The organism is Methylobacterium sp. Leaf125, assembly GCF_001423085.1.
Lineage (GTDB): Bacteria > Pseudomonadota > Alphaproteobacteria > Rhizobiales > Beijerinckiaceae > Methylobacterium.
This window is the reverse complement of the sequence record NZ_LMNU01000012.1, coordinates 749,265-769,753: the sequence shown is the minus strand read 5'-3', so window position 1 is coordinate 769,753 and position 20,489 is coordinate 749,265. Positions and strand designations below refer to the sequence as shown.

Here is a 20,489-nt window from a genome sequence, read left to right as displayed (position 1 = left end):
TGCGGCCTCTCTTCCTGTGCGTCCCCCGATTGCTCGTGTCAGCCCTGCCTGAGCGGCGTGTCTGCTCACGGTTGGTCCGGGTTCAGGCGTGGACCGAAGCCGGTTGAGGAACTGCCGTCGATGAGTCCGCCGCTTCGTCGTCGACCAGTCCCGGCTTCCGCCGCGACAGCGTGAGGATGAGCACCGGCAGGATCAGCAGAATGAGGAGCGGTGCCAGGCTCATGCCGCCGACGACGACCAGAGCCAAGGGCTTCTGAACCTGCGAACCCACACCGTTTGAAAAGGCGGCCGGCAGGAGGCCGACGCCAGCGACCACACAGGTCATGACCACCGGCCTGAGCTGCGTGTGACAGGTTCGCAGCATGGCGCGCACCCGCTCCTCCCCCTCGCCGATCAGACCGTTGAAGTGCGAGAGCACGATGATACCGTCCATCACGGCAATGCCCAGGAGCGCGATAAATCCGATCGCCGCCGAAACGCTGAAGGGCGTGTCGGTGATCACGAGGGCAAAGACGCCACCGGCCGCCGCCATCGGGATGACGCTGAGCGCCAGCAGCATGTCGATCGCTGAGCCGAAATTCATGAACAGCAGGATCGCGATGAGGCCGATGGCGATCGGGACCGTCACCGACAGGCGCGCCAGGGCGCCCTGCATGTTATTGAACTCGCCCACGAGTTCGAGGCGGTAGCCCCGCGGCAGGGCTACGTCGGCATTCACGCGCTCGCGTGCCTCCAAGATCGCGCTACCGAGGTCACGGTCGCGGACGCTGAACTTCACCGGAAGGTAGCGCTCCTGTCCCTCCCGATAGATGTAGGCGGGCCCTGAGACGAGGGCGACCTGAGCGACCTCGCTCAACGGCACCTGCATCAGCGTGCCGTTCGGCCCCTGCCCCGAAATGCGTAGATTGCGGATGGAGGCCACGCTCTGGCGAAACTGCTCGGCGAGGCGGATGACGATAGGATAGTGCCGATCCGAACCGCTATCGTAGAGGTCGCCGGCGCTGTCGCCGCCGATGGCGGTGCGGACCGTAGCGTTGATGTCGCCGGGGGTGAGGCCGTAGCGCGCGGCACGGACCCGGTCGACGTCGATCTGCACCGTGGGCTGGCCGAGCGACGTGAACACCCCGAGATCGGTGACGCCGGGCACTTTGCGGAGCACGGCCTCCACACGGTTGGCGACCTCCGTCAAGGTCTCGAGGTCCGATCCGAATACCTTGAACGAGTTCTCGCCCTTGATGCCGGAGACCGCCTCGGCGACGTTGTCCTGCAGGTACTGCGAGACGTTGAACTCCACGCCGGGGAAATCGGTGCGTAGTCGGTCCAGGAGATCGCCGACCATTCGGTCCTTGGTCATGCCCGGACGCCACTTCTCGGCCGGCTTCAGCGGCGCGAAGAACTCGCCGTTGAAGAAGCCAGCGGCATCGGTGCCGTCATCCGGCCGGCCGTGCTGCGAGACCACGCTCTCGACCTCCGGCACCGCTGCGACGATGCGGCGGATCCGGTTGACGTAGAGGTTGCCCTCCTCCAGCGAGATCGTCGCCGGCATGGTGGCGCGCAGCCAGAGATTGCCTTCCTCGAGCTTGGGCAGGAACTCCAGGCCGAGCTGGCGCCCCGCCACGCCGACACCGGCGGTGAGCAACAGCGCGAGGCCGAGGGTGAGAATGCGGTTACCAAGGGCGGCGCGGATGGCGGGTCGGTAAAGACGGTCGAGGGTTCGCACGAGGATCGTCTCGACCTCCTCGACACGGGCCGGAAGCAGGTAGGCGGAGAGCACGGGCGTGACTGTGAAGGTGGCGATGAGGCCGCCGAGCAACGCGTAGGCGTAGGTTTGCGCCATTGGCCCGAAGATGTGGCCCTCCACCCCCGTCAAGGTGAAGAGCGGCAGGAAGCCCGTCACGATGATGATCGCCGCGAAGACGATCGAGCGACTGACGTCACCAGAGGCTTGACGGATCCGCAGGAGCTTGCCGGCAAGACCGGGCCGGACCACTTCCCCTGTCGGCGCGCCGTGACCGGAGAGCCGCCGGAAGATCGCCTCCACCATGATCACCGTGCCATCGACGATCAGGCCGAAATCCAGGGCGCCGACGGAGAGCAGATTCGCCGACTCGCCGCGCACCACCAGGATGATGACGGCGAAGAACAGCGCGAAGGGGATCGTCGCCACCACGATGAGGGCGCTGCGCAGGTTGCCGAGGAAGAGCCACTGCACGATCAGGATCAGCACGATGCCGACCAGCATGTTGTGCAGCACGGTGTGCGTGGTGACCGCGATGAGGTCGGCGCGGTCGTAGATCCGCTCGATGCGAACCCCGGGCGGTAGCAGGCCCATGGCCTCGATGCGCCCGACCTCCGCCTGCACGGCCTCGATCGTCGGCGTGCTCTCTTCGCCCCGCCGCATCAGAACGATACCCTGGACGATGTCGTCGTCGTCGTTCATGCCGGCGATGCCGAGGCGCGGCTGGTGCCCGATCGTAACCGTGGCGACGTCCTTGACCAGCACCGGTGCACCGCCCGACTGGGTGAGCACGGTCTCGCCGATGTCGTCCGTGGAGCGAATCAGGCCGACGCCGCGCACCACCGCCGACTGGGTGCCGAGATTGATGCGGTTGCCGCCGACGTTCAGGTTGCTGTCGTTCAGGGTCTTCACAACGCCGGACAGCGTCAGCCCGTAGGCGGTGAGCCGGTCGAGGTCGACAGCAATGTCGAAGGTCTTCGTCTTGCCGCCCCAGCCGATGACGTCGATGACGCCCGGCACGGCGCGGAAGCGCCGACGCAGCACCCAGTCCTGCAGGGATTTCAGGTCGAGGACGCTGTAGCCTGCCGGGGCCGTCAGCTTGTAGCGGAAGATCTCACCGATGGGGCTGACCGGGGAAATGGTCGGCTTGGCGCCATTGGGAAGGGCGTCGAGCTGCGCCAGCCGATTCAGTACCTGCTGCTCGGCCTCACGGTAACTGAACTCGAAGCCGAACTGCAGCTTCACGTCCGACAGACCGTAGAGGGAGACCGAGCGGACCTGCTTCAGGTTCGGCAAGCCGGAGGTGATCACTTCGATCGGCACTGTGACGTAGCGCTCGATCTCCTCGCCCGACAAACCAGGCGCCTGCGTGATCACGTCGATCATCGGCGGGGTCGGGTCGGGATAGGCTTCGATGTTGAGGGTTCGAAAGGCCACCAGCCCGCAGGTCAGCAGCAGCACGAACGCGAGAACCACCAGGGCACGCTGGCGCAGCGCGAGATGGACGAGGCCGGTCATGCGTTGGGTTCCTGCTGCCGGGAGCCGACGAATCAGCCCCGGGTCACCATCCGGTCGATGAACAGTGAGCCGCGCGAGATCACGCGCTCGCCAGTCGCCAGACCTTCGAGGATCTCGATCTTGCTTCCGTCGATGATGCCAGGCTTGACCCGGCGGCTCTCGACCGTGTTGTCGGCCTTCAACACCCAGACGCTCGCTTTACTGCCCTCCAGCACCACCGCCGCACGAGGTACCGATTGCGACAGGGTCTCACGCTCGTTGATGATGCGCACAATGGCGTACATCTCGGGCTTCAGCAGATTTTGAGTGTTGTCGATATCGGCCCGGACCGTGATGCGACGGGTGGTGGGATCGACGGACGAACCAATGAAATTGATCCGCCCCTCGAAGACCTTGTCCGGATAGGCAAGCACGCGGAACTTCAGGCGATCGCCGAGATCGACTTTCGCCGCGTCCGGCTCGCGCAGCTGCGCGATGAGCCAGACCTTGGACAGGTCGCCGATGATGTATGAGGGGTCACTCCCACTGGTGCCGATATACTGGCCCGGTCCGATCTTGCGCTGGATGATCGTTCCCTTGAGGGGTGCATTGATCGCCGTCTCGGGGTTGATTGAGCCCTTCTGCAAGTTGGCCACCTCGTCGTCGCGCAGGCCCAGGATGCGCAGCCGGTTGCGCACGGCTTCCAAACCGACCTCGGCCGTCCGGGCATCGTTGGTGGCCGTATTCAGGTCGTTCTGAGCGGATTGAAGCTCGCGCAGGGTGGTGACCCGCGAATCATACAGATCGTGCAGCCGCTTCTCAGCGGCTTGGGCGTAGCCGAGCTGCGAGCGTGATTTAGCGAGGACGTTCAGGGCTGCGAGATAGTCGTTCTGGGCCTGCACCATCTCGTTGGCCTGGATCGAGAACAGGCGCTCGCCCTTCTGCACCTGCTCGCCGGTGCGCGCGAAGATCGCAATGACCCGACCCGGGTAAGGCGAGAACACCGGGGTGGCCTGATACTCGTCGACGCCGATCTTACCCTCGGTGGTGATCTCTTCGTAGAAGAGCCGTTGCTCCACCGTCTCGGTATCGATGGCGGCCAGCTGGTCGGGGCTGAGGATGAAATCGCCGTTGCTCGGCGGCATCACGGTGACGGCGGCCGGCGTCGGTGACGTCGCAGCCCCAGCGAACGCGCCTGGAAACCATAAAAATCCAGCAACGCAAAGACTTGAAGCGACTAATAGAATAAAGATCTGGGTGCGATGCTTCAGCCCGGCGAGTGGAGCGAACGACCCCTGAGGCTCAACCATCGAATCAATCTCGCGCGTCTTGGCGTTTTTGCACTAAACCGATCCAGCCGGATGGCGCGTCGGTCTGTAGAGGGCCGTCGCTTGAGATACAAGCGTGGCCGATTCACGATTTGGTCGTGCCGTGTATCGCTTGCTCGGTGTGGCTTCCCTGCCCAATGAAAGCGGTCACTCCGACAGATTGAGAGGCTGCCGAATATTGGGCTCTCGCCCGCTGCTCGGCCTACGAGAGTGCCGAGCAGCCTGACGACAAAACCCCGCGGACCCTAAGGTCTGCGGGGTTAAAGTTGCGTCACATGAATCCCTGGGAGGGACCATTGGTATACTACATGCCAATTCAGGGACGGCAAGGCTCGTTGCGCTTTGTCGCGTCTTATTTTGCCGATTGGTCGTACCGTGTAGAGAAATTTTTCTGAACAGACTGCCTGCAGCTCATTCCCACTCGATCGTTCCCGGTGGCTTCGAGGTGATGTCGTAGGTCACGCGATTGATCCCCTTCACCTCGTTGATGATCCGCGTCGCCACGCGGCCGAGGAAGGCCATGTCGAAGGGATAGAAATCGGCGGTCATGCCGTCGACCGAGGTCACGGCTCGCAAGGCGCAGACGTGGTCGTAGGTACGCCCGTCGCCCATCACTCCGACGGTCTTTACAGGCAGGATCACCGCGAAGGCCTGCCAGATCGTGTCGTAGAGGCCGGCCTTGCGGATCTCGTCGAGGTAGATCGCATCGGCCTTGCGCAGGGCTTCGAGCTTCTCGGGCGTGATCGTACCGGGGCAGCGGATGGCGAGGCCCGGACCCGGGAACGGGTGTCGTCCGACGAAGGCCTCGGGCAGGCCCAGTTCCTTCCCGAGGACACGGACCTCATCCTTGAACAGCTCGCGCAGGGGCTCGACGAGTTGCATGTTCATGCGCTCGGGCAGGCCGCCGACATTGTGATGAGATTTGATCGTCACCGAGGGACCACCGGTGAACGAAACGCTCTCGATCACGTCCGGATACAAGGTGCCCTGGGCCAGGAAGGCGGCCCCGCCGATCTTCTTCGATTCGGCCTCGAAGACGTCGATGAACAGGCGCCCGATCGTCTTGCGCTTCTGCTCCGGGTCGCTGACGCCGGTGAGCTCCCCAAGAAACAGGTCCTGCGCTTCAACATGGACGAGGGGAATGTTGTAGTGGTCGCGGAACAGCCGGACGACTTCCTCGGCCTCGCCCATGCGCAGCAGGCCATGGTCGACGAAGACGCAGGTGAGTTGCTCGCCGATCGCCTCGTGGATCAGGACCGCCGCCACAGCGGAATCGACGCCGCCGGACAATCCGCAGATCACCCGCTCCTTGCCGACCTGCGCGCGGATCTTCTCGATCGCTTCCTCGCGGTAGGCGCCCATGGTCCAGTCGCCCGTACAGCCGGCGATGTCGCGCACGAAATTGCGGATCAGCAGTGCGCCATGCGGCGTGTGCGCCACCTCCGGGTGGAACTGCACCGCGTAGTACCGGCGAGCCTCGTCCGCGACCGCCGCGAAGGGGGCGTTCTTCGACATGGCGACGGTGGTGAACCCGTCTGGCAGCTTGGTGACGCGGTCCCCGTGGCTCATCCAGACGGGGTAGTGCTCGCCGACGTGCCACACGCCCTTGAACAGGGGGCATTCCGACAGGATCTCAATCTCGGCCCGACCGAACTCCGCATGATGGCCGCCCTCGACCTCGCCACCGAGCTGGGCGGCCATGGTCTGCTGGCCGTAGCAGATACCGAAGACCGGCACGCCAGAATCGAAGACGATCTGCGGCGTCCGGGGCGAGGCCTCGGTCGTCACCGATTCGGGCCCCCCCGAGAGGATCACGCCCTTCGGCTTCGTCTCGGCGAAGGCCTCGGCCGCCTTGGTAAAGGGGACGATTTCGCAGTAGACGCCCTCCTCGCGGACGCGGCGCGCGATGAGCTGCGTCACCTGGCTGCCGAAATCGACGATGAGGATCTTGTCGTGCTCTGTAGTCATGGCACCGGAGTTAGACGAGGCCTCGGTCTGGTGCAACGCATCGGTCCGCAGAGCCGCCCCGCGGCTGGCGTCGGCCTGGGGATCCGGGGTGCAGTCCCGTTAACCGGTCGTTCACCGCCGGGCGCCGACACCGAGTGCCCCCAGCAACGAACAGGAGCCTCAGCCATGAGAGCCACCATCTTCGGGATCGCCACACTCGCCCTCGCCGGACTCGGAGCCACCTCGGCCTCCGCCTTGCCCGTCTCGGCCGGCATCGCACCGGCCGGCGGAATCCAGCAGGTCCGCATCGTCGAGCGCACGGTGATCCGCGGCCCCCGTTGCAAAACCGTCGTTACCAAGCGCCGTGGGCCGATGGGTCGGATGGTCGTGGTGCGCAAGCGCCGCTGCTTCTGAAAGAGCGCCGCTGCTTCTGAAAGAGCGCCGCTGCTTCTGAAAGAGCGCCGCTGCTTCTGAAAGAGCGCCGCTGCTTCTGAAGCCGCTGCTTCTGAAAGAGCGCCGCTGCTTCTGAAAGAGCGCCGCTGCTTCTGAAAGAGCGCCGCTGCTTCTGAAAGAGCGCCGCTGCTTCTGACGAGTCGTATGGATTGGCCCCCTTGCGGGGCCAATCCTCGTTTCAGGCCCGCCGCTCAAGGGTGGCGACGTAGAAGCCGTCGGTGCCGGTCCGGGCGGGACTCATCTGGAGACCGTACCGGGTCAGGCGGACCGCCGAGCCGAGATCGGGCGCGTGCGTGGCGAGGATCTCGGAGGCTGAGAGCACCGCGAAGTCGTCCGGCCGGCGCGCGAGAAGACCGGCGACGGCCGCGTCGTTCTCCTCGGGCAGCAGCGAGCAGGTGATGTAGGTGATGCGACCGCCGGGGCGTACCAGCCGCGCGGCCCGGTCGAGCACTGTGGCCTGATCCGCCACACGTGTGCCCAGGGCATTCGGGCGCATTCGCCACTTGGCATCCGGATTGCGCCGCCAGGTTCCGGAGCCGGTACAGGGCGCATCGACGAGGACGCGGTCCGCGCACCCGTCGAGGTCGCCGAGAACGTCGGTGCGGGCCTTGCCGGCGCGGGGCGTACGGATCTCCGCGACGGCACCGGCGCGCCGCAGACGCTCGTGGATCGGGGCGAGCCGGCGGGGATCGTCGTCGCTGGCCACCAATCGCCCGGTATTCTCCATCATCGCGGCGAGGCTCAGGGTCTTTCCACCACCGCCGGCGCAGAGATCGACGACAGTCTCGCCGGGGCGTGAGCCGCTGAGAAGACTCGCAAGCTGCGAGCCTTCGTCCTGGATCTCGTACCAGCCGTCGATGAATTCCGGCTCGACATGGAGGGCGGGACCTCGCCCATCATCGCCGATGGGGATGCGCAGGCCGTTGGGCGCGTGCGGGGTCGGCTCCGGCGCGAGGTGGACGAGACCCGCCAGGGCCTCCGGACGGCTGCGCTTGAGCGTGTTGACGCGGATATCGAGCGGGGCCCGTCGGCCAAGAGCGCGCAGCTCGTCGAGGGTCTCGGAGCCGAAGGTCGCTTCGAAGGAGGGGAGCACCCATTCGGGGACATCGCCGGCGACGTGGAGCGGGGCATCAGCCAGGGTCCCTTCCACAAGGCGGGTCCTTTCTTCCGGGGTCAGGGGCTCGGGGGCGAAGCGCTCGCCGCTGAACATCTCCGCGATGGTCGGCGCTGCGAGACCATACTGGAGCCGCAGCATGCCGATCACGAGGCTGCGCGCGCCCTCGTCAGCCATGATCCAGGCGGCGGAGGCGCGCCGACGCAGGGCGTCGTAGACGAGGCTGGCGATGGCGGCGCGGTCGCCCGACCCGGCGAAGCGGTGGCTTAAACCCCAATCCTTCAGCGCATCGGCGGCGGGGCGGCGGCGCGCGGCGATATCGGCGAGGACCTCGATGGCGGCGGAGAGGCGGGCGGGGGGCGTCAGGGCAAGATCCTCGAGTTTTAGGGCCGTCGCCTTCCGTAGGCGCCGCGATACCGCCACGCTTCGGGCGAGGGCCGGACACAATACAGTCGAGCTTCCGGCACGTTTACGGCTTAGCTTGCGCCACGGTGCCGCGTGGAGCGGACGCCTGGAGCTTTAGAGAACCCCATGTCTCCCGTCATCCATCTCAGCCTCGCCGGCCTCGTCATGCTGGCAGTCGCCGCCTGTTCCACGGCGCCGGATGCTCCCGACCTGTCGGCGCCGCCCCCGCGCCGGCCGGATGCCAAGACCCAGCTGGAATACGGCGCGCCCCCGCCTCCGCCGCCCGGCCCGCGCTACTGAGGTTTCGCCGCCGCTGCCTCGCGGGCGCGGCGGTTCTCGTAGGCCTTCAGATGCGTGTAGACGCGGTCGAGGACCGGGTGTGCGGTCGCATCGGGGGCCCGCGCGATCAGGTCGCCGATGATGTGGTCGGCCTCGATCCGGGCACCGCCCTCGATGTCGCGCAGCATCGAGGCGGTGAAGGCCGATCCCTCGGTCGTGAGCGTCTTGCGCGTGTTTTCCATCACGCCGGGCCGCGGCGCGTAGCCGGCGGCCTCGGCGATCGCCCGGCACTCCTCCATCAGCGCCTCGATGACGGCGAGGCCGCCCGGAGCGGCGAGGATGTCGCCGATGGTGGCGCGCATCAGGCAGGTGGAGCCGGCCAGCGTCGCCAGGAAACTCCACTTCTCCCACATCTCCAACACCATGCTCTCGCTGAGGCGGGGCTGGAACGTCACGCCCTGCATCAGGGACTCGATGGCCTCGACCCGGGCCGAGCGGCCGCCGGACCGCTCGCCGTAGGTCAGGGTGTGCAGCGGATTCATCTGGCGGATCTCGCCCGCGGGGCCGAGGGTCGCCACGATGGCGCAGGATCCGCCGAGCACGCGGTCCGCACCGTATACCATGTCCAACGCGTCGAGGTGGCGCATCCCGTTGAGCACCGGGAGGATCGCGGTGTCGGGACCCACCGCCGGCGCGACGTCCGCGATGGCGCCGTCTAGGTCGTAGGCCTTGCACGAGAACAGCACGAGGTCGAAGGCTCCGCCCTTGCCGGCGGCGAGGTCGGCGGCGGTGACCGTCTGGGGTGCCGGGATGTGCAAGTTGCCGACGGGGCTCTCGACCGTCAGGCCGGCATCGGCGAGCTTGGCCGCGCGCGCCGGACGGACGAGGAAGGTGACGTCGCGGCCGGCCTCGGCGAGGCGTGCGCCGAAATATCCGCCGGTGGCGCCGGCGCCGACAACGAGAACGCGCATGGTCTCATCCCTTTCGTCGTTCGTGGATCGCGGCCCCTTGGCGGCCACCCATCCGTCAGGCCGCGCCATCGTACCGGGTCAGATGCCGATCGGCGCCAGGAAGATCCGGATCGCGAAGAGGATCCACATCGCGAGCAGCACCAGCGTGCCGACGGCGTAGGCCCGGAAGCGGTACGGGATGTGGTTCGTGGAGAGATACACGCCCGCATGGACGAAGCGCGTCGCGACGAAGACCCAGGCCATGACCACGAACAGGAGGTCGGCCTTGCGGGTGGCCAGGGCGAGGCCGACGAGCACGTAGAACAGCACCGGGATCTCGAACTGGTTCGAGAAGGTGTTGGCGGCCTGCTGGGCCGGGGCCGGCCAGTTGCGCTGGCCCAGCGTCAGCTCGCGGCCCTTCACGGCACCGCCGCGCACCGCGGAGAGGCGCATCCGCCCGGTCCAGAACAGCAGCGCGAAGGTGAGGAAGACCTGGGCGAAGACGGGGGCCAGGATGGCTTGGACGGACACGGCGATTCCTATCGGGCGGCGACCCGGCCGGACATCCGGCACGGGCGCACGCAGCGCCGGTCAGGCGCGGCCGGGGTAGTTCGGGCTCTCGCGGGTGATGGTCACGTCGTGGACGTGGCTCTCGCGCAGGCCCGCATTGGTGATGCGGATGAACTGCGCCTTCTCCTGGAACTCGGGGATCGTCGGTGCGCCGACATACCCCATGGCGGCCCGCAGGCCGCCGGCGAGCTGGTGCAGCACCGCCGCCACCGGGCCCTTGTAGGGCACCTGCCCCTCGATGCCCTCGGGAACGAGCTTGTGGGTGTCGCTGACCTCGGCCTGGAAGTAGCGGTCGGCGGAGCCGCGGGCCATGGCGCCCACCGAGCCCATGCCGCGGTAGCTCTTGTAGGAGCGACCCTGGTGCAGGAACACCTCCCCCGGGGCCTCGTCGGTGCCGGCCAGGAGCGAGCCCAGCATGGCCACGGAGGCGCCGGCCGCGATCGCCTTGGCGAGGTCGCCCGAGTACTTGATGCCGCCATCGGCGATGACCGGCACGTCCGCGCCATGGGCGGCCTCCACGGCCTCCATCAGGGCGGTGAGCTGCGGCACGCCCACGCCGGCGACGATGCGGGTGGTGCAGATCGAGCCCGGGCCGATGCCGACCTTGATGGCGTCCGCGCCGGCATCGATCAGGGCCTGGGCGCCGTCGCGGGTCGCGACGTTGCCCGCCACCACCTGCACGGCGTTGGAGAGCTGCTTCACCCGGCGCACCGCGTCGAGCACCTTGATCGAGTGGCCGTGGGCCGTGTCGACCACGATCACGTCGCAGCCGGCATCGATCAGGCGCTCGGCCCGCTCGAAGCCGCTGTCGCCGGTGGTGGTGGCGGCGGCGACCCGCAGGCGGCCCTGCTCGTCCTTGACCGCGCCCGGATAGGCGACCTGCTTCTCGATGTCCTTGACCGTGATGAGGCCGATGCAGCGGTAATGGTCGTCGACGACGAGCAGCTTCTCGATGCGGAACTGGTGCAGCAGGCGCTTGGCCTCGTCCTGGCTCACGCCCTCGCGCACGGTGATGAGCCGGTCGCGGGTCATCAGGTCGGCGACGGTCTCGGACGAGTTCGTGGCGAAGCGGACGTCGCGGTTGGTGAGGATGCCGACGAGCTTGCCGCGGGAGCCGTTGGGGCCGCGCTCCACCACCGGGATGCCGGAGATGCGGTTCTGCTTCATCAGCGAGAACGCGTCCGCCAGGGTCTCGTCCGGGTGGATGGTGATGGGGTTCAGCACCATGCCCGACTCGTACTTCTTGACGAGGCGGACCTGCTCGGCCTGCTCGGCCGGCTCGAGGTTGCGGTGAATGACGCCCATGCCGCCGTTCTGCGCCATGGCGATCGCCATCGGCGCCTCGGTGACGGTGTCCATGGCCGAGGCCAGGATCGGCAGGTTGAGGTGGATCGAGCGGGTGAGCCGGCTCGCGATCTTCACTTCGGTGGGCATCACCGAGGAGGCTGCGGGGCGCAGCAGGACATCGTCGAAGGTCAGGCCCTCGATGATCGAATCAGCGGTGATGCGGGCCATGAACCAACTCCGGAACGGGTGCTGCGTCGGGCCCTCACGGGCGTTCCGACGTCACTGGGTTGGCACGGGCCAGTATCATGCGCGAGGAACCGGCGCAAAGCCGCCGGTGTGCGCGTCCGACAGGAAAATGCGCTCGGGGCGCCGTTCTCCGGTGGGGGTTGCGCCTAGCGCACGCCTCGGGGGGCGCCCGGCAGGCCCTCGGCCGGTCCCTTGTCGGTCCATTCCGGCGGGGCGCCGACGTAGTCGCCGAGGATGCCGTCGATGCCGGGTGCGCGGCCGAACGCCTCGCAATCCGGGTCGAGGGGCGCCTCGCCGAGGGTCGTGATGCGGACGCGATCGTAGGTCGGCAGCGTGAGCGGCGCCTTGAACGGGTCCTGGCCGGTCGCGAGGTAGAAGCCGAAATCCTGGCCGAACTCGCCGGCGAGGTCGTAGGCGTCGCTGGCCGGGGAGAACCGGGCCTGGTTGGTGAAGGCGTTGCTCGCCCCGCCCCAGACCATGGCGGCCCGCTGCACGTTGCGGCTGTCGAGGGCCTCGGCCTCGACCGTCAGGCTGCCGAGACCGATGGGGATGCGGGGAATCGGGATGCGGCCGACGGCCGTCGCGAAACCGGCGCCGAGCTGGGACGCGATGGTGATGCCCGCCGAGGTCGCCACCGTGGCGCCGGCCGCCGGCACGTTGGTGAGGTCGATCCGGGTCACCGCCGAGCGGACGGTGAGGTCGGCCTTCCGGCCCGAGACCACGTCGTAGCGCAGGGAGAGTTCGTAGCAGAGGGCCCGGTCGGCCGCGTTGGCCACGAGCTTGCGCTCGGCCGGGGTCAGGCCCGGGGCTACGACCTCGGAGAAGGAGGTGGGTACGATCCGCACCGTCCGGGTGGCCGCGAGGGCCGCCGGATCGACGAAGATTCGGGAGGAGCTGGCCGTCTCGTCGCTGCTGGCGAGGCGGTCGTAGCGGGTCAGGGCGCCGGATTCCGTGAGCACCACGGTGCCGCAGCCCGCGACCGCGGCCGCCAGGGCGAGGCTGGAGACGAAGCCTGCCAGCCTGCGTCGATGTTCGAACCTCGGAAGCATCGGTAACTTTCTTGGGGACGCGCGGGTGGACGCTCGGCACGCCTCCCCGGGAAAGGCGTCTCCCGAAGAAGCCCTTTCCGAGGGGAGACCTGCGGCGTCCAGATCATGCCGGCGAGCTTAGCGGCTCCAGCAACATTGTGGAAAGGTGAGCAGGCCCGTCGCCGGTCCGATGCTGGACCGATGTGGCCGCAGGGCCACGCCGCCGGAGACCCCAGGCCCTGCACGTGCGACATGCCGCTTTCATCCCGTGCCATTCGTCACGGGACGCGCGCTTGCCGCGGCGCGGCTTTTCGTCGGTATGAGGCACCCGAACGGCCCGACCGGACCTATGTCTCGCCGATGCGCACCTCCCAGATCGTTCCCCTCGTCGTCGCCACCGCGCTGTTCATGGAGAACACCGATTCCACCGTGATCGCCACCGCGCTGCCGGCCATCGCCCGGAGCCTGAACGAGGACCCGATCGCCCTCAAGCTCGCGCTGACCGCCTACCTCGTCAGCCTGGCGATCTTCATCCCGATCAGCGGCTGGATGGCGGACCGGTTCGGGGCCCGCACGGTGTTCCGGGTCGCACTCGGGGTGTTCATGGCGGGTTCGCTGGCCTGCGCGGCCTCGAACTCCCTGGCGGGCTTCGTCGCCGCCCGGTTCTTCCAGGGGATCGGCGGGGCCATGATGGTGCCGGTCGGACGCCTCGTGATCCTGCGCAGCGTGCCCAAGAGCGAACTCGTCAGCGCCCTCGCCTACCTGACGATCCCCGCCCTGATCGGACCGATCTTCGGTCCGCCGCTGGGCGGCTTCATCACCACCTACTTCGACTGGCGGTGGATCTTCTTCATCAACATCCCGATCGGGATCGCCGGCATCGTTCTGTCGACGCTCTACTTCGAGAATATCCGCGAAGGCGATCGGCCGCCCCTCGACGTCCTCGGCTTCCTGCTCTCCGGGCTGGGGCTCGCCACGCTGATGCTCGGCCTGGCCTCCACCGGCCGCCACCTCCTGCCGGACGGGGTCTCCTGGGGCTGCCTCGTTACCGGGGGACTCCTCCTGGCGCTGTATTTCCGGCATTCGCGCGGCATCGCCCATCCGGTGATCCGCCTCGACCTGCTGCGCTATCCGACCTTCCGGGCGGCGGTGACCGGCGGCAGCCTGTTCCGGATCGGCACCGGGGCGATCCCGTTCCTGCTGCCGCTGATGCTGCAGATCGGCTTCGGGCTCGATCCCCTGCGCTCGGGCCTCATCACCTTCGCGGCGGCGGCCGGGGCGCTGCTCATCAAGATCATCGGCCCCCGCATCCTGCGCGCCTACGGCTTCCGGCGGGTGATGCTCGTCAACGCCCTCGTCGCCTCGGCCTTCCTCGCCGTGAACGGCCTGTTCACCGCCGAGACCCCGCACGCGATCATCATCTGCCTCCTGCTGATCGGCGGCTGCGTGCGCTCCCTGCAGTTCACCTGCGTCAACGCCATCGCGTATGCCGAGCTGGAGACCCGGGAGATGAGCGCGGCCACCAGCCTCGCCAGCGTGGCGCAGCAGCTCTCGCTCAGCCTGGGCGTGTCCCTCGGGGCCCTGGCCCTGGAGGGCGCCGCCGCGTTCCACGGCCGCAGCGAGATCGCGGCGCAGGACTTCGCCCCGGCCTTCCTGGCCGTGGCGCTGATCTCGGTGATGTCGTTCTTCCCCTTCCGCCGGCTCAGCCCGGAGGCCGGGGCCGAGGTCTCGGGGCACCGGCTGGTCGCCGCCGCCCCGCGCAATGCGATGCCGTAGGACGCCCGGGGGGCGCGGGCCTCAGGCCGCGGCGCGGGCGGGCGCCCGGCCGCCGGGCGCGCGCTTCGGCTTCGAGCCGCCCCGTGCGCCGGCCGTCGGCTTGGCCGCCGACCGGGCCGGGCTCGCCGCGGCGCGGGCGCCCTGGCGCCAGCCCTGCCAGCTCCAGCGGCCGGGTCCGGTCATCGCGTACATGAGGAAGCCGCCGGCGAGACCGAAATCGGCCAGGAGCAGGGTGCGCTCGGCCACCGCGCTCGGGCCGACGAACTGCCAGAACGGATGCAGCAGCACCGCCATCACGCCGACGAAGACGGCGAGCGCCAGGCCGCTGAGGCTCGGCAGCACGCCGAGGATCAGCGCCACCGGGCCGAACACCTGGACGATCACGGCCGCGGTGGCGACGGCGTTCGGCGACGGCAGGCCGGTGGCCGCGAGGGTGATGGCGAAGCCGGAGACGTTCAGGGCCCGGGCGACCCCGGTGGGCAGCAGCGCGGCGGCGAGCAGCAGCCGGGTGAGGAAGAGCAGTCCGTCTTGGGCACGGCCGGTCACGTCTGGGGCTCCGTCAGGTATCCTGGGACACCGAGCTTTGTCGTGACCGCCTGAAGACGGCGTTAAGGCTGCGGTCTCCTCAACCGGAGACGCCACCGCGGAAGAGGCGGCCCCGCTCGGTCCAGGCCACCACCGCGAGGGCGAGGCCGCCGAGGAGCGCGTAGCCGATGCCGATGGGCAGCACCGAGCCGTCGAAGGCATGCCCGATCAGGAAGCCGCAGAAGGCGCCCAGGATCGTGGTGTAGAAGCCGAGGAAAGACGAGGCCGTGCCGGCGATCTCGCCGAGGGGCTGCAGCGCCAGGGCGTTGAAGTTCGGCATGGCGAAGCTGATCAGGAACTGGTTGGCGGCCAGGATCGTCAGGAACAGGGCCAGGGGCGGGTGACCGTGATAGGCGAGCCCCGCCACCACCTGCCCCACCGCCACGACGACGAACAGGCTCAGGCCCGCATGGGACAGCGGCCGCATGCCGAGGCGCCGGACGAGGCGGGCATTCACCAGGGTGGCGGCCCCCATGGCGCCGGCGACGAGGCCGAAGGCCAGGGGGAACAGGCCCCCGAGATGGTAGAGCCCCGTGTCGAAAACCTGCTGGGCCGAGCCGACATAGCCCATGATGCAGCCGGTGAGCAGGCCCAGCGCCGTGGCGTAGCCCACCGCCACGCGGTTGCGGAAGGTGATGGCCACCGCCTGGGCCACCGCGCCGAGGGAGAAGGGCCGCCGGTACTCCGGATGCAGCGTCTCGGGCATCCGCCAGGCGAACCAGAGCACCAGGATGCCGGCGAGCGCCAGCATCGAGACGAAGACGTAGACCCACGAGCCGAACAGCAGCATGGCGCCGCCGATGGCCGGCGCGATCATCGGCACGATCAGGAACACCATCATGATGAGCGACATCACGCTCGCCATCTCGCGCCCCGCGAAGCGGTCGCGCACGATCGCCGTCGACAGCACGCGCCCGCTGGCGGCGCCGATGCCCTGGATGATCCGCGCCGCCAGGAGCCAGCCGAAGGACGGCGCCACCATGGCGAGGCCGGTGCCGACGACGTAGATCGCCAGGCCCGCCAGCAGCACCGAGCGCCGGCCGTAGGTGTCCGAGAGCGGCCCGTAGACGATCTGCGCCGTGCCGAAGCCGATCATGTAGACGTAGATGAGGAGCTGCAGGCTGTTCGGGTCGACCACGCCGAACCGCGCCTGGATCGCCGGGAACGCCGGCAGCAGGTTGTCGATCGAGATCGCCGTCACGGCCATCATCAGGGCGACGATCCCGACGAACTCGCCGAAGCCCGGGCCCGTCCAGGGCCGTGCGTCGGGTCCGGAGACGGCGTCGGGGATCGGGGGTGCCGGGGCGTGCGCGGTTTGGGCCGGGACGATTTTGGCCGGAGCGGTCTGGGCCGGGGTGGTGCTCACCTGGGACGGTCCTCGGGGGCTGGGGCGGCGCGGCGGATCACCGTCGAGCCAGAACGTTTCGTCCGGCTCTTGGTGCCTTCGGCACGGCGGGGCCATCCGGGGCGCTGCATGGCTGCCGCGCGGGCTCCTCGGCGCGCTCGCGCCACAATTTCGGAGAACCGTGCCCGGGTGCCGGAGATGCGGCGCGTCGGGGAGCGGAACAGCGGCAGCATGCAGGAGACGCGTCGCCGGATCGTCCAGTTTGGGCTCCTCGGTGCCCTCCTGTCGGGCCGGCCGGTCCGGGCCGAGGCCGTCGCGCCGGTCGCGGCGCATCAGTCGGACTTCGCCGCCCGGGCCGACGCCCTGGTGCGGCCCTACGCCCGGGCCGGGATCTTCTCCGGCGCCGTCATCGTGGCCCGGGACGGCGCGGTGCTATTCCGGCAGGCCTACGGGGCGGCGCAGCGCGAATGGTCCGTGCCCAACACCCCCGAGACCCGCTTCCGGATCGCCTCCCTGACGAAGCAGTTCACCGCCGCCGCGATCCTGACGCTGCAGGAGGCCGGGCAACTCCGGCTCGACGACCCGGCCGCGCAGCACATGCCCGGCCTGCCGGCGACCTGGGCGCCCATCACCCTGCGGATGCTCCTCGACCACACCGCGGGCCTGCCCAACGTGACCGCCCTGCCCGACTACCCGACCCTCCTCGCCCGGACCGCCCGCACGCCCATGGCGGTGGTGGGCCGGCTCTTCCGCGAGGCGCTGCTGTTCCCGGCGGGCTCGGCCCAGGAATACAGCAACACCGGCTACATCCTCCTGGCGGCGATCGTCGAGGGGATCACCGGCGCGCCCTTCGCCACCGCGCTGAACCGCCTCGTCCTCGCCCCGGCCGGCCTCGCCGAGACCGGCGACGCCGATCCCGAGGCGGTGATCCCGCAGCGGGCCGCCGGCTATCACCGGGTCGCCGGGCAGTGGCGCAACGCGCCCCCGGTGGTGTCGGCGGCCGTCCTCGGGGCCGGCGGCCTCGTCTCCACCCTGGACGACCTCGTGGCCTGGGACGCCGCCCTGTTCTCCGGCCGGATCCTGCGCCCGGCCGCGCTGGCCGAGATGGTCCGGGACAGCGGCCACGGCTACGGGCTCGGGCTCTATGTCGGCCGCGCCTATGGCCAGCGGCTCCTGTCCCACGGCGGCTTCCTCGACGGGTTCTCGGCGATCAAGGACAGCTACCCGGATCTCGGCCTGACGGTCGTCGTCCTGGGCAACACCGAGACGACGCCGGCCCAGACCCTGTCCCGCCGCCTCGGCGCCCTCGCCCTCGGGCAGCCGGAGGTCACCGAGATCGCGGTGCCGGCCGCCGTGCTCGACCGCTACGTCGGGGTCTACCGGATGGGACCCCGCGCCGTAGTCTCCCTCGCCCGGGAGGGCGACCGCCTCGTCGCCCGCGGGGCCGGGCCCGCCCGCCTCGGCCTGACCCCGGAGAGCGACCGCGTCTTCGTGGCCGAGGACGGCACCCGCCTCGCCCTCGACATCGAGCCGGACGGCCGGGCGACGGGCCTCCTCCTCGACCTGCCCGGCGGCGCGCGCGCGGGCCCCCGGATCGACGCGCAGACGGCCCGTCGCATCGGCAACCGCCGCCTGGCCCGCCTCGGGCCGCGCTGAGGGCCGTTCGGGTCGCCAACCCGCCCGAACGGGTCTAACATCCGCGCCGCGTCACGACGCCATCGGGCGCGCCGATCATCCGAGCCACGCCCCTGCGCGACGATCCGTTGGCCAAAAGTCCACCTTGATTTGACGCCGCGCCTGGCCTTGGCTGCCGCCCATAAGAACAATCAGGAGGAACTGCGATGAACAAGCCGGAATTTCTCAACCAGGGTACCAAGGCGCCGTTCTCGGCGCGCTACGACAACTTCATCGGCGGCCAGTGGGTCGCGCCCGTTGCCGGCCGCTACTTCGAGAACACCTCCCCGATCACCGGCCGGGTGATCTGCGAAGTCGCCCGCTCGGACGCCGCCGACGTCGACAAGGCCCTCGACGCCGCCCACGCCGCGAAGGAGGCCTGGGGCCGCACCGCGCCGGGCGAGCGCGCCCGCATCCTGAACAAGATCGCCGACCGGATGGAGGAGAACCTCGACCTGATCGCGCTGGCCGAGACCTGGGACAACGGCAAGCCGATCCGCGAGACGACCCACGCCGACATCCCCCTGGCAATCGACCATTTCCGCTACTTCGCCGGCTGCGTCCGTGCGCAGGAGGGCTCGATCTCCGAGATCGACCACGACACCGTCGCCTACCACTTCCACGAGCCGCTGGGCGTCGTCGGCCAGATCATCCCGTGGAACTTCCCCATCCTGATGGCGGTGTGGAAGCTCGCCCCGGCGCTCGCGGCCGGCAACTGCATCGTTCTGAAGCCGGCCGAGCAGACCCCGGCCTCGATCCTCGTGGTGGCCGAGCTCATCGCCGACCTGCTGCCGGCGGGCGTGCTCAACATCGTCAACGGCTTCGGCCTCGAGTGCGGCAAGCCGCTGGCCTCCTCGCCCCGCATCGCCAAGATCGCTTTCACGGGCGAGACGACGACGGGCCGGCTGATCATGCAGTACGCCTCGCAGAACCTGATCCCGGTGACGCTGGAGCTCGGCGGCAAGTCGCCGAACATCTTCTTCTCCGACGTTGCCAACGAGGATGACGACTTCTTCGACAAGGCGCTGGAGGGCTTCACCATGTTCGCCCTCAACCAGGGCGAGGTCTGCACCTGTCCGAGCCGCGCCCTGGTGCACGAGTCGATCTACGACCGCTTCATGGAGCGGGCGATCAAGCGCGTCGAGGCGATCACGCAAGGGTCGCCCCTGGATCCCGCCACGATGATCGGCGCCCAGGCCTCCTCGGAGCAGCTGGAGAAGATCCTCAGCTACGTCGACATCGGCAAGCAGGAAGGCGCCCAGTGCCTCACCGGCGGCGAGCGCAACGTCAAGGACGGCGAGTTCGCGGAAGGCTACTACATGAAGCCGACCGTGTTCCGCGGCCACAACAAGATGCGCATCTTCCAGGAAGAGATCTTCGGGCCCGTCCTCTCGGTCACGACCTTCAAGGACGATGCCGACGCTCTCAGCATTGCCAACGACACCCTCTACGGCCTCGGCGCCGGCGTCTGGACCCGCGACGGCACCCGCGCCTACCGCTTCGGCCGCGCCATCCAGGCCGGCCGCGTCTGGACGAACTGCTACCACGCCTACCCGGCCCACGCGGCCTTCGGCGGCTACAAGCAATCCGGCATCGGGCGCGAGAACCACAAGATGATGCTCGACCACTACCAGCAGACGAAGAACATGCTCGTCAGCTACTCCGCCAAGAAGCTCGGTTTCTTCTAGGAGCCGGTTTCGAGATTGACACCCGAGTGAAACTTGCCCCGGCCGGATGACGGCCGGGGCTTTTTCGTTGGCCGCCCTATCTCATCCTGGCGTCCTCTCCCCGGCGTCCTCTCCCGGGCGTCTCTGCCCGAACGTCCTCCCCCGGAGATTCTCCATGAGCGAGACCGCCCGCGATCCGACCACCGCCGACCAGGTCGGTGCCGACGGGACGCCCCTGCGCGTCACCGCGACCCCCGCCGCCATCGACCTCATCGAGGAATTGCGGGCCGAGCACGGACCGGTGATGTTCCACCAGTCCGGCGGCTGCTGCGACGGCTCGTCGCCGATGTGCTACCCCCTCGGCGACTTCCTCACCGGCGACAGCGACGTCCATCTCGGCACCGTGGCGGGGGCCGATTTCTGGATCAGCCGGCCGCAATTCGCGGTCTGGAAGCACACGCATCTCATTCTCGACGTGGTGCGCGGCCGCGGCGGCATGTTCTCGCTGGAGAACGGGCGCGACAAGCGCTTCCTGATCCGGTCGCGGGTCTTCACCGAGGCCGAGAACACGGCGCTGGAGGGCGCCTGCCGGATCTGAGG

At 68.8% G+C, this 20,489-nt stretch carries 16 protein-coding genes; 6 read left to right on the top strand and 10 right to left on the bottom strand.

The window, feature by feature from the left end; genetic code table 11:
• Window positions 1-82 precede the first annotated feature (82 nt).
• From ASF58_RS14645 to guaA, 3 genes are all read right to left on the bottom strand, one after another.
• Entirely contained in the window at window positions 83-3,256 is a 3,174-nt protein-coding gene (locus tag ASF58_RS14645) for a CusA/CzcA family heavy metal efflux RND transporter (RefSeq protein ID WP_055953461.1), read from the bottom strand.
• 32 nt (window positions 3,257-3,288) lie between these two features.
• Entirely contained in the window at window positions 3,289-4,545 is a 1,257-nt protein-coding gene (locus tag ASF58_RS14640) for an efflux RND transporter periplasmic adaptor subunit (RefSeq protein ID WP_055953458.1), read from the bottom strand.
• Between the two features lie 429 nt (window positions 4,546-4,974).
• Window positions 4,975-6,531, bottom strand: a complete 1,557-nt coding sequence (gene guaA, locus ASF58_RS14635) for a glutamine-hydrolyzing GMP synthase (protein ID WP_055953455.1) — start codon at window positions 6,529-6,531, stop codon at window positions 4,975-4,977.
• Between the two features lie 165 nt (window positions 6,532-6,696).
• Between guaA and ASF58_RS14630 the strand changes: the two genes are divergently transcribed.
• Window positions 6,697-6,924 carry a hypothetical protein gene (locus ASF58_RS14630; protein WP_055953452.1) on the top strand — a complete coding sequence of 76 codons (228 nt, stop codon included), beginning with the start codon at window positions 6,697-6,699 and terminating at the stop codon, window positions 6,922-6,924.
• A 217-nt stretch (window positions 6,925-7,141) separates the two neighbouring features.
• Here the strand turns inward: ASF58_RS14630 and ASF58_RS14625 are convergent, their stop codons facing one another.
• A complete protein-coding gene (locus ASF58_RS14625; RefSeq protein WP_055953867.1) occupies window positions 7,142-8,443 on the bottom strand; it encodes an RsmB/NOP family class I SAM-dependent RNA methyltransferase in 1,302 nt (433 codons plus the stop codon).
• Window positions 8,444-8,608: 165 nt separating this feature from the next.
• Between ASF58_RS14625 and ASF58_RS26700 the strand changes: the two genes are divergently transcribed.
• Window positions 8,609-8,782 carry a hypothetical protein gene (locus ASF58_RS26700; protein ID WP_181017347.1) on the top strand — a complete coding sequence of 58 codons (174 nt, stop codon included), beginning with the start codon at window positions 8,609-8,611 and terminating at the stop codon, window positions 8,780-8,782.
• Here ASF58_RS26700 and panE read toward each other — a convergent pair.
• The 4 genes from panE to ASF58_RS14605 form a co-directional block, all read right to left on the bottom strand.
• Window positions 8,776-9,732, bottom strand: a complete 957-nt coding sequence (panE, locus tag ASF58_RS14620; protein WP_055953449.1) for a 2-dehydropantoate 2-reductase — start codon at window positions 9,730-9,732, stop codon at window positions 8,776-8,778. The genes ASF58_RS26700 and panE overlap by 7 nt on opposite strands.
• A 78-nt stretch (window positions 9,733-9,810) precedes the next feature.
• On the bottom strand, window positions 9,811-10,242 hold the full coding sequence (locus ASF58_RS14615) for an MAPEG family protein (protein WP_055953445.1): 432 nt from the start codon (window positions 10,240-10,242) through the stop codon (window positions 9,811-9,813).
• Between the two features lie 60 nt (window positions 10,243-10,302).
• Complete coding sequence (gene guaB / locus ASF58_RS14610) at window positions 10,303-11,796, bottom strand: IMP dehydrogenase (protein WP_055953442.1); 1,494 nt, start codon at window positions 11,794-11,796, stop codon at window positions 10,303-10,305.
• Window positions 11,797-11,960: 164 nt separating this feature from the next.
• Entirely contained in the window at window positions 11,961-12,863 is a 903-nt protein-coding gene (locus tag ASF58_RS14605) for a DUF3313 domain-containing protein (protein ID WP_055953439.1), read from the bottom strand.
• Between the two features lie 105 nt (window positions 12,864-12,968).
• Here ASF58_RS14605 and ASF58_RS14600 point away from each other — a divergent pair, with 105 nt between their 5' ends.
• Window positions 12,969-14,618, top strand: a complete 1,650-nt coding sequence (locus tag ASF58_RS14600; protein WP_348271593.1) for an MDR family MFS transporter — start codon at window positions 12,969-12,971, stop codon at window positions 14,616-14,618.
• Between the two features lie 21 nt (window positions 14,619-14,639).
• Here ASF58_RS14600 and ASF58_RS14595 read toward each other — a convergent pair whose 3' ends face one another.
• A complete protein-coding gene (locus ASF58_RS14595) occupies window positions 14,640-15,164 on the bottom strand; it encodes a DoxX family protein (protein WP_055953433.1) in 525 nt (174 codons plus the stop codon).
• 79 nt (window positions 15,165-15,243) lie between these two features.
• Window positions 15,244-16,413 carry a multidrug effflux MFS transporter gene (locus ASF58_RS14590; RefSeq protein ID WP_103710171.1) on the bottom strand — a complete coding sequence of 390 codons (1,170 nt, stop codon included), beginning with the start codon at window positions 16,411-16,413 and terminating at the stop codon, window positions 15,244-15,246.
• Between the two features lie 366 nt (window positions 16,414-16,779).
• On the opposite strand from ASF58_RS14590, the gene ASF58_RS14585 reads away from it, so the two are divergent.
• The 3 genes from ASF58_RS14585 (at window position 16,780) to ASF58_RS14575 (ending at window position 20,487) form a co-directional block, all read left to right on the top strand.
• Window positions 16,780-18,204 (top strand): serine hydrolase, encoded by a 1,425-nt coding sequence (locus tag ASF58_RS14585; protein WP_082513084.1) that lies wholly within the window; start codon window positions 16,780-16,782, stop codon window positions 18,202-18,204.
• 185 nt (window positions 18,205-18,389) lie between these two features.
• Window positions 18,390-19,910 carry an aldehyde dehydrogenase gene (adh, locus tag ASF58_RS14580; protein ID WP_055953430.1) on the top strand — a complete coding sequence of 507 codons (1,521 nt, stop codon included), beginning with the start codon at window positions 18,390-18,392 and terminating at the stop codon, window positions 19,908-19,910.
• Window positions 19,911-20,064: 154 nt separating this feature from the next.
• Window positions 20,065-20,487, top strand: coding sequence for a DUF779 domain-containing protein (locus tag ASF58_RS14575; protein ID WP_055953427.1), 423 nt, complete (start codon window positions 20,065-20,067; stop codon window positions 20,485-20,487).
• Window positions 20,488-20,489: the final 2 nt, after the last annotated feature.

Excerpts from the sequence above, each read along its gene's own strand:
- guaA (WP_055953455.1), bottom strand. The coding sequence starts at position 6,531 with ATGACTACAGAGCACGACAAGATCCTCATCGTCGATTTCGGCAGCCAG.
- panE (WP_055953449.1), bottom strand. The coding sequence starts at position 9,732 with ATGCGCGTTCTCGTTGTCGGCGCCGGCGCCACCGGCGGATATTTCGGC.
- ASF58_RS14590 (WP_103710171.1), bottom strand. The coding sequence starts at position 16,413 with ATGATGGCCGTGACGGCGATCTCGATCGACAACCTGCTGCCGGCGTTC.
- adh (WP_055953430.1), top strand. The coding sequence starts at position 18,390 with ATGAACAAGCCGGAATTTCTCAACCAGGGTACCAAGGCGCCGTTCTCG.
- ASF58_RS14600 (WP_348271593.1), top strand. The coding sequence starts at position 12,969 with ATGCCGGCGAGCTTAGCGGCTCCAGCAACATTGTGGAAAGGTGAGCAG.
- ASF58_RS14645 (WP_055953461.1), bottom strand. The coding sequence starts at position 3,256 with ATGACCGGCCTCGTCCATCTCGCGCTGCGCCAGCGTGCCCTGGTGGTT.
- ASF58_RS14585 (WP_082513084.1), top strand. The coding sequence starts at position 16,780 with ATGCAGGAGACGCGTCGCCGGATCGTCCAGTTTGGGCTCCTCGGTGCC.
- ASF58_RS14575 (WP_055953427.1), top strand. The coding sequence starts at position 20,065 with ATGAGCGAGACCGCCCGCGATCCGACCACCGCCGACCAGGTCGGTGCC.
- ASF58_RS26700 (WP_181017347.1), top strand. The coding sequence starts at position 8,609 with ATGTCTCCCGTCATCCATCTCAGCCTCGCCGGCCTCGTCATGCTGGCA.
- ASF58_RS14630 (WP_055953452.1), top strand. The coding sequence starts at position 6,697 with ATGAGAGCCACCATCTTCGGGATCGCCACACTCGCCCTCGCCGGACTC.
- guaB (WP_055953442.1), bottom strand. The coding sequence starts at position 11,796 with ATGGCCCGCATCACCGCTGATTCGATCATCGAGGGCCTGACCTTCGAC.
- ASF58_RS14605 (WP_055953439.1), bottom strand. The coding sequence starts at position 12,863 with ATGCTTCCGAGGTTCGAACATCGACGCAGGCTGGCAGGCTTCGTCTCC.
- ASF58_RS14640 (WP_055953458.1), bottom strand. The coding sequence starts at position 4,545 with ATGGTTGAGCCTCAGGGGTCGTTCGCTCCACTCGCCGGGCTGAAGCAT.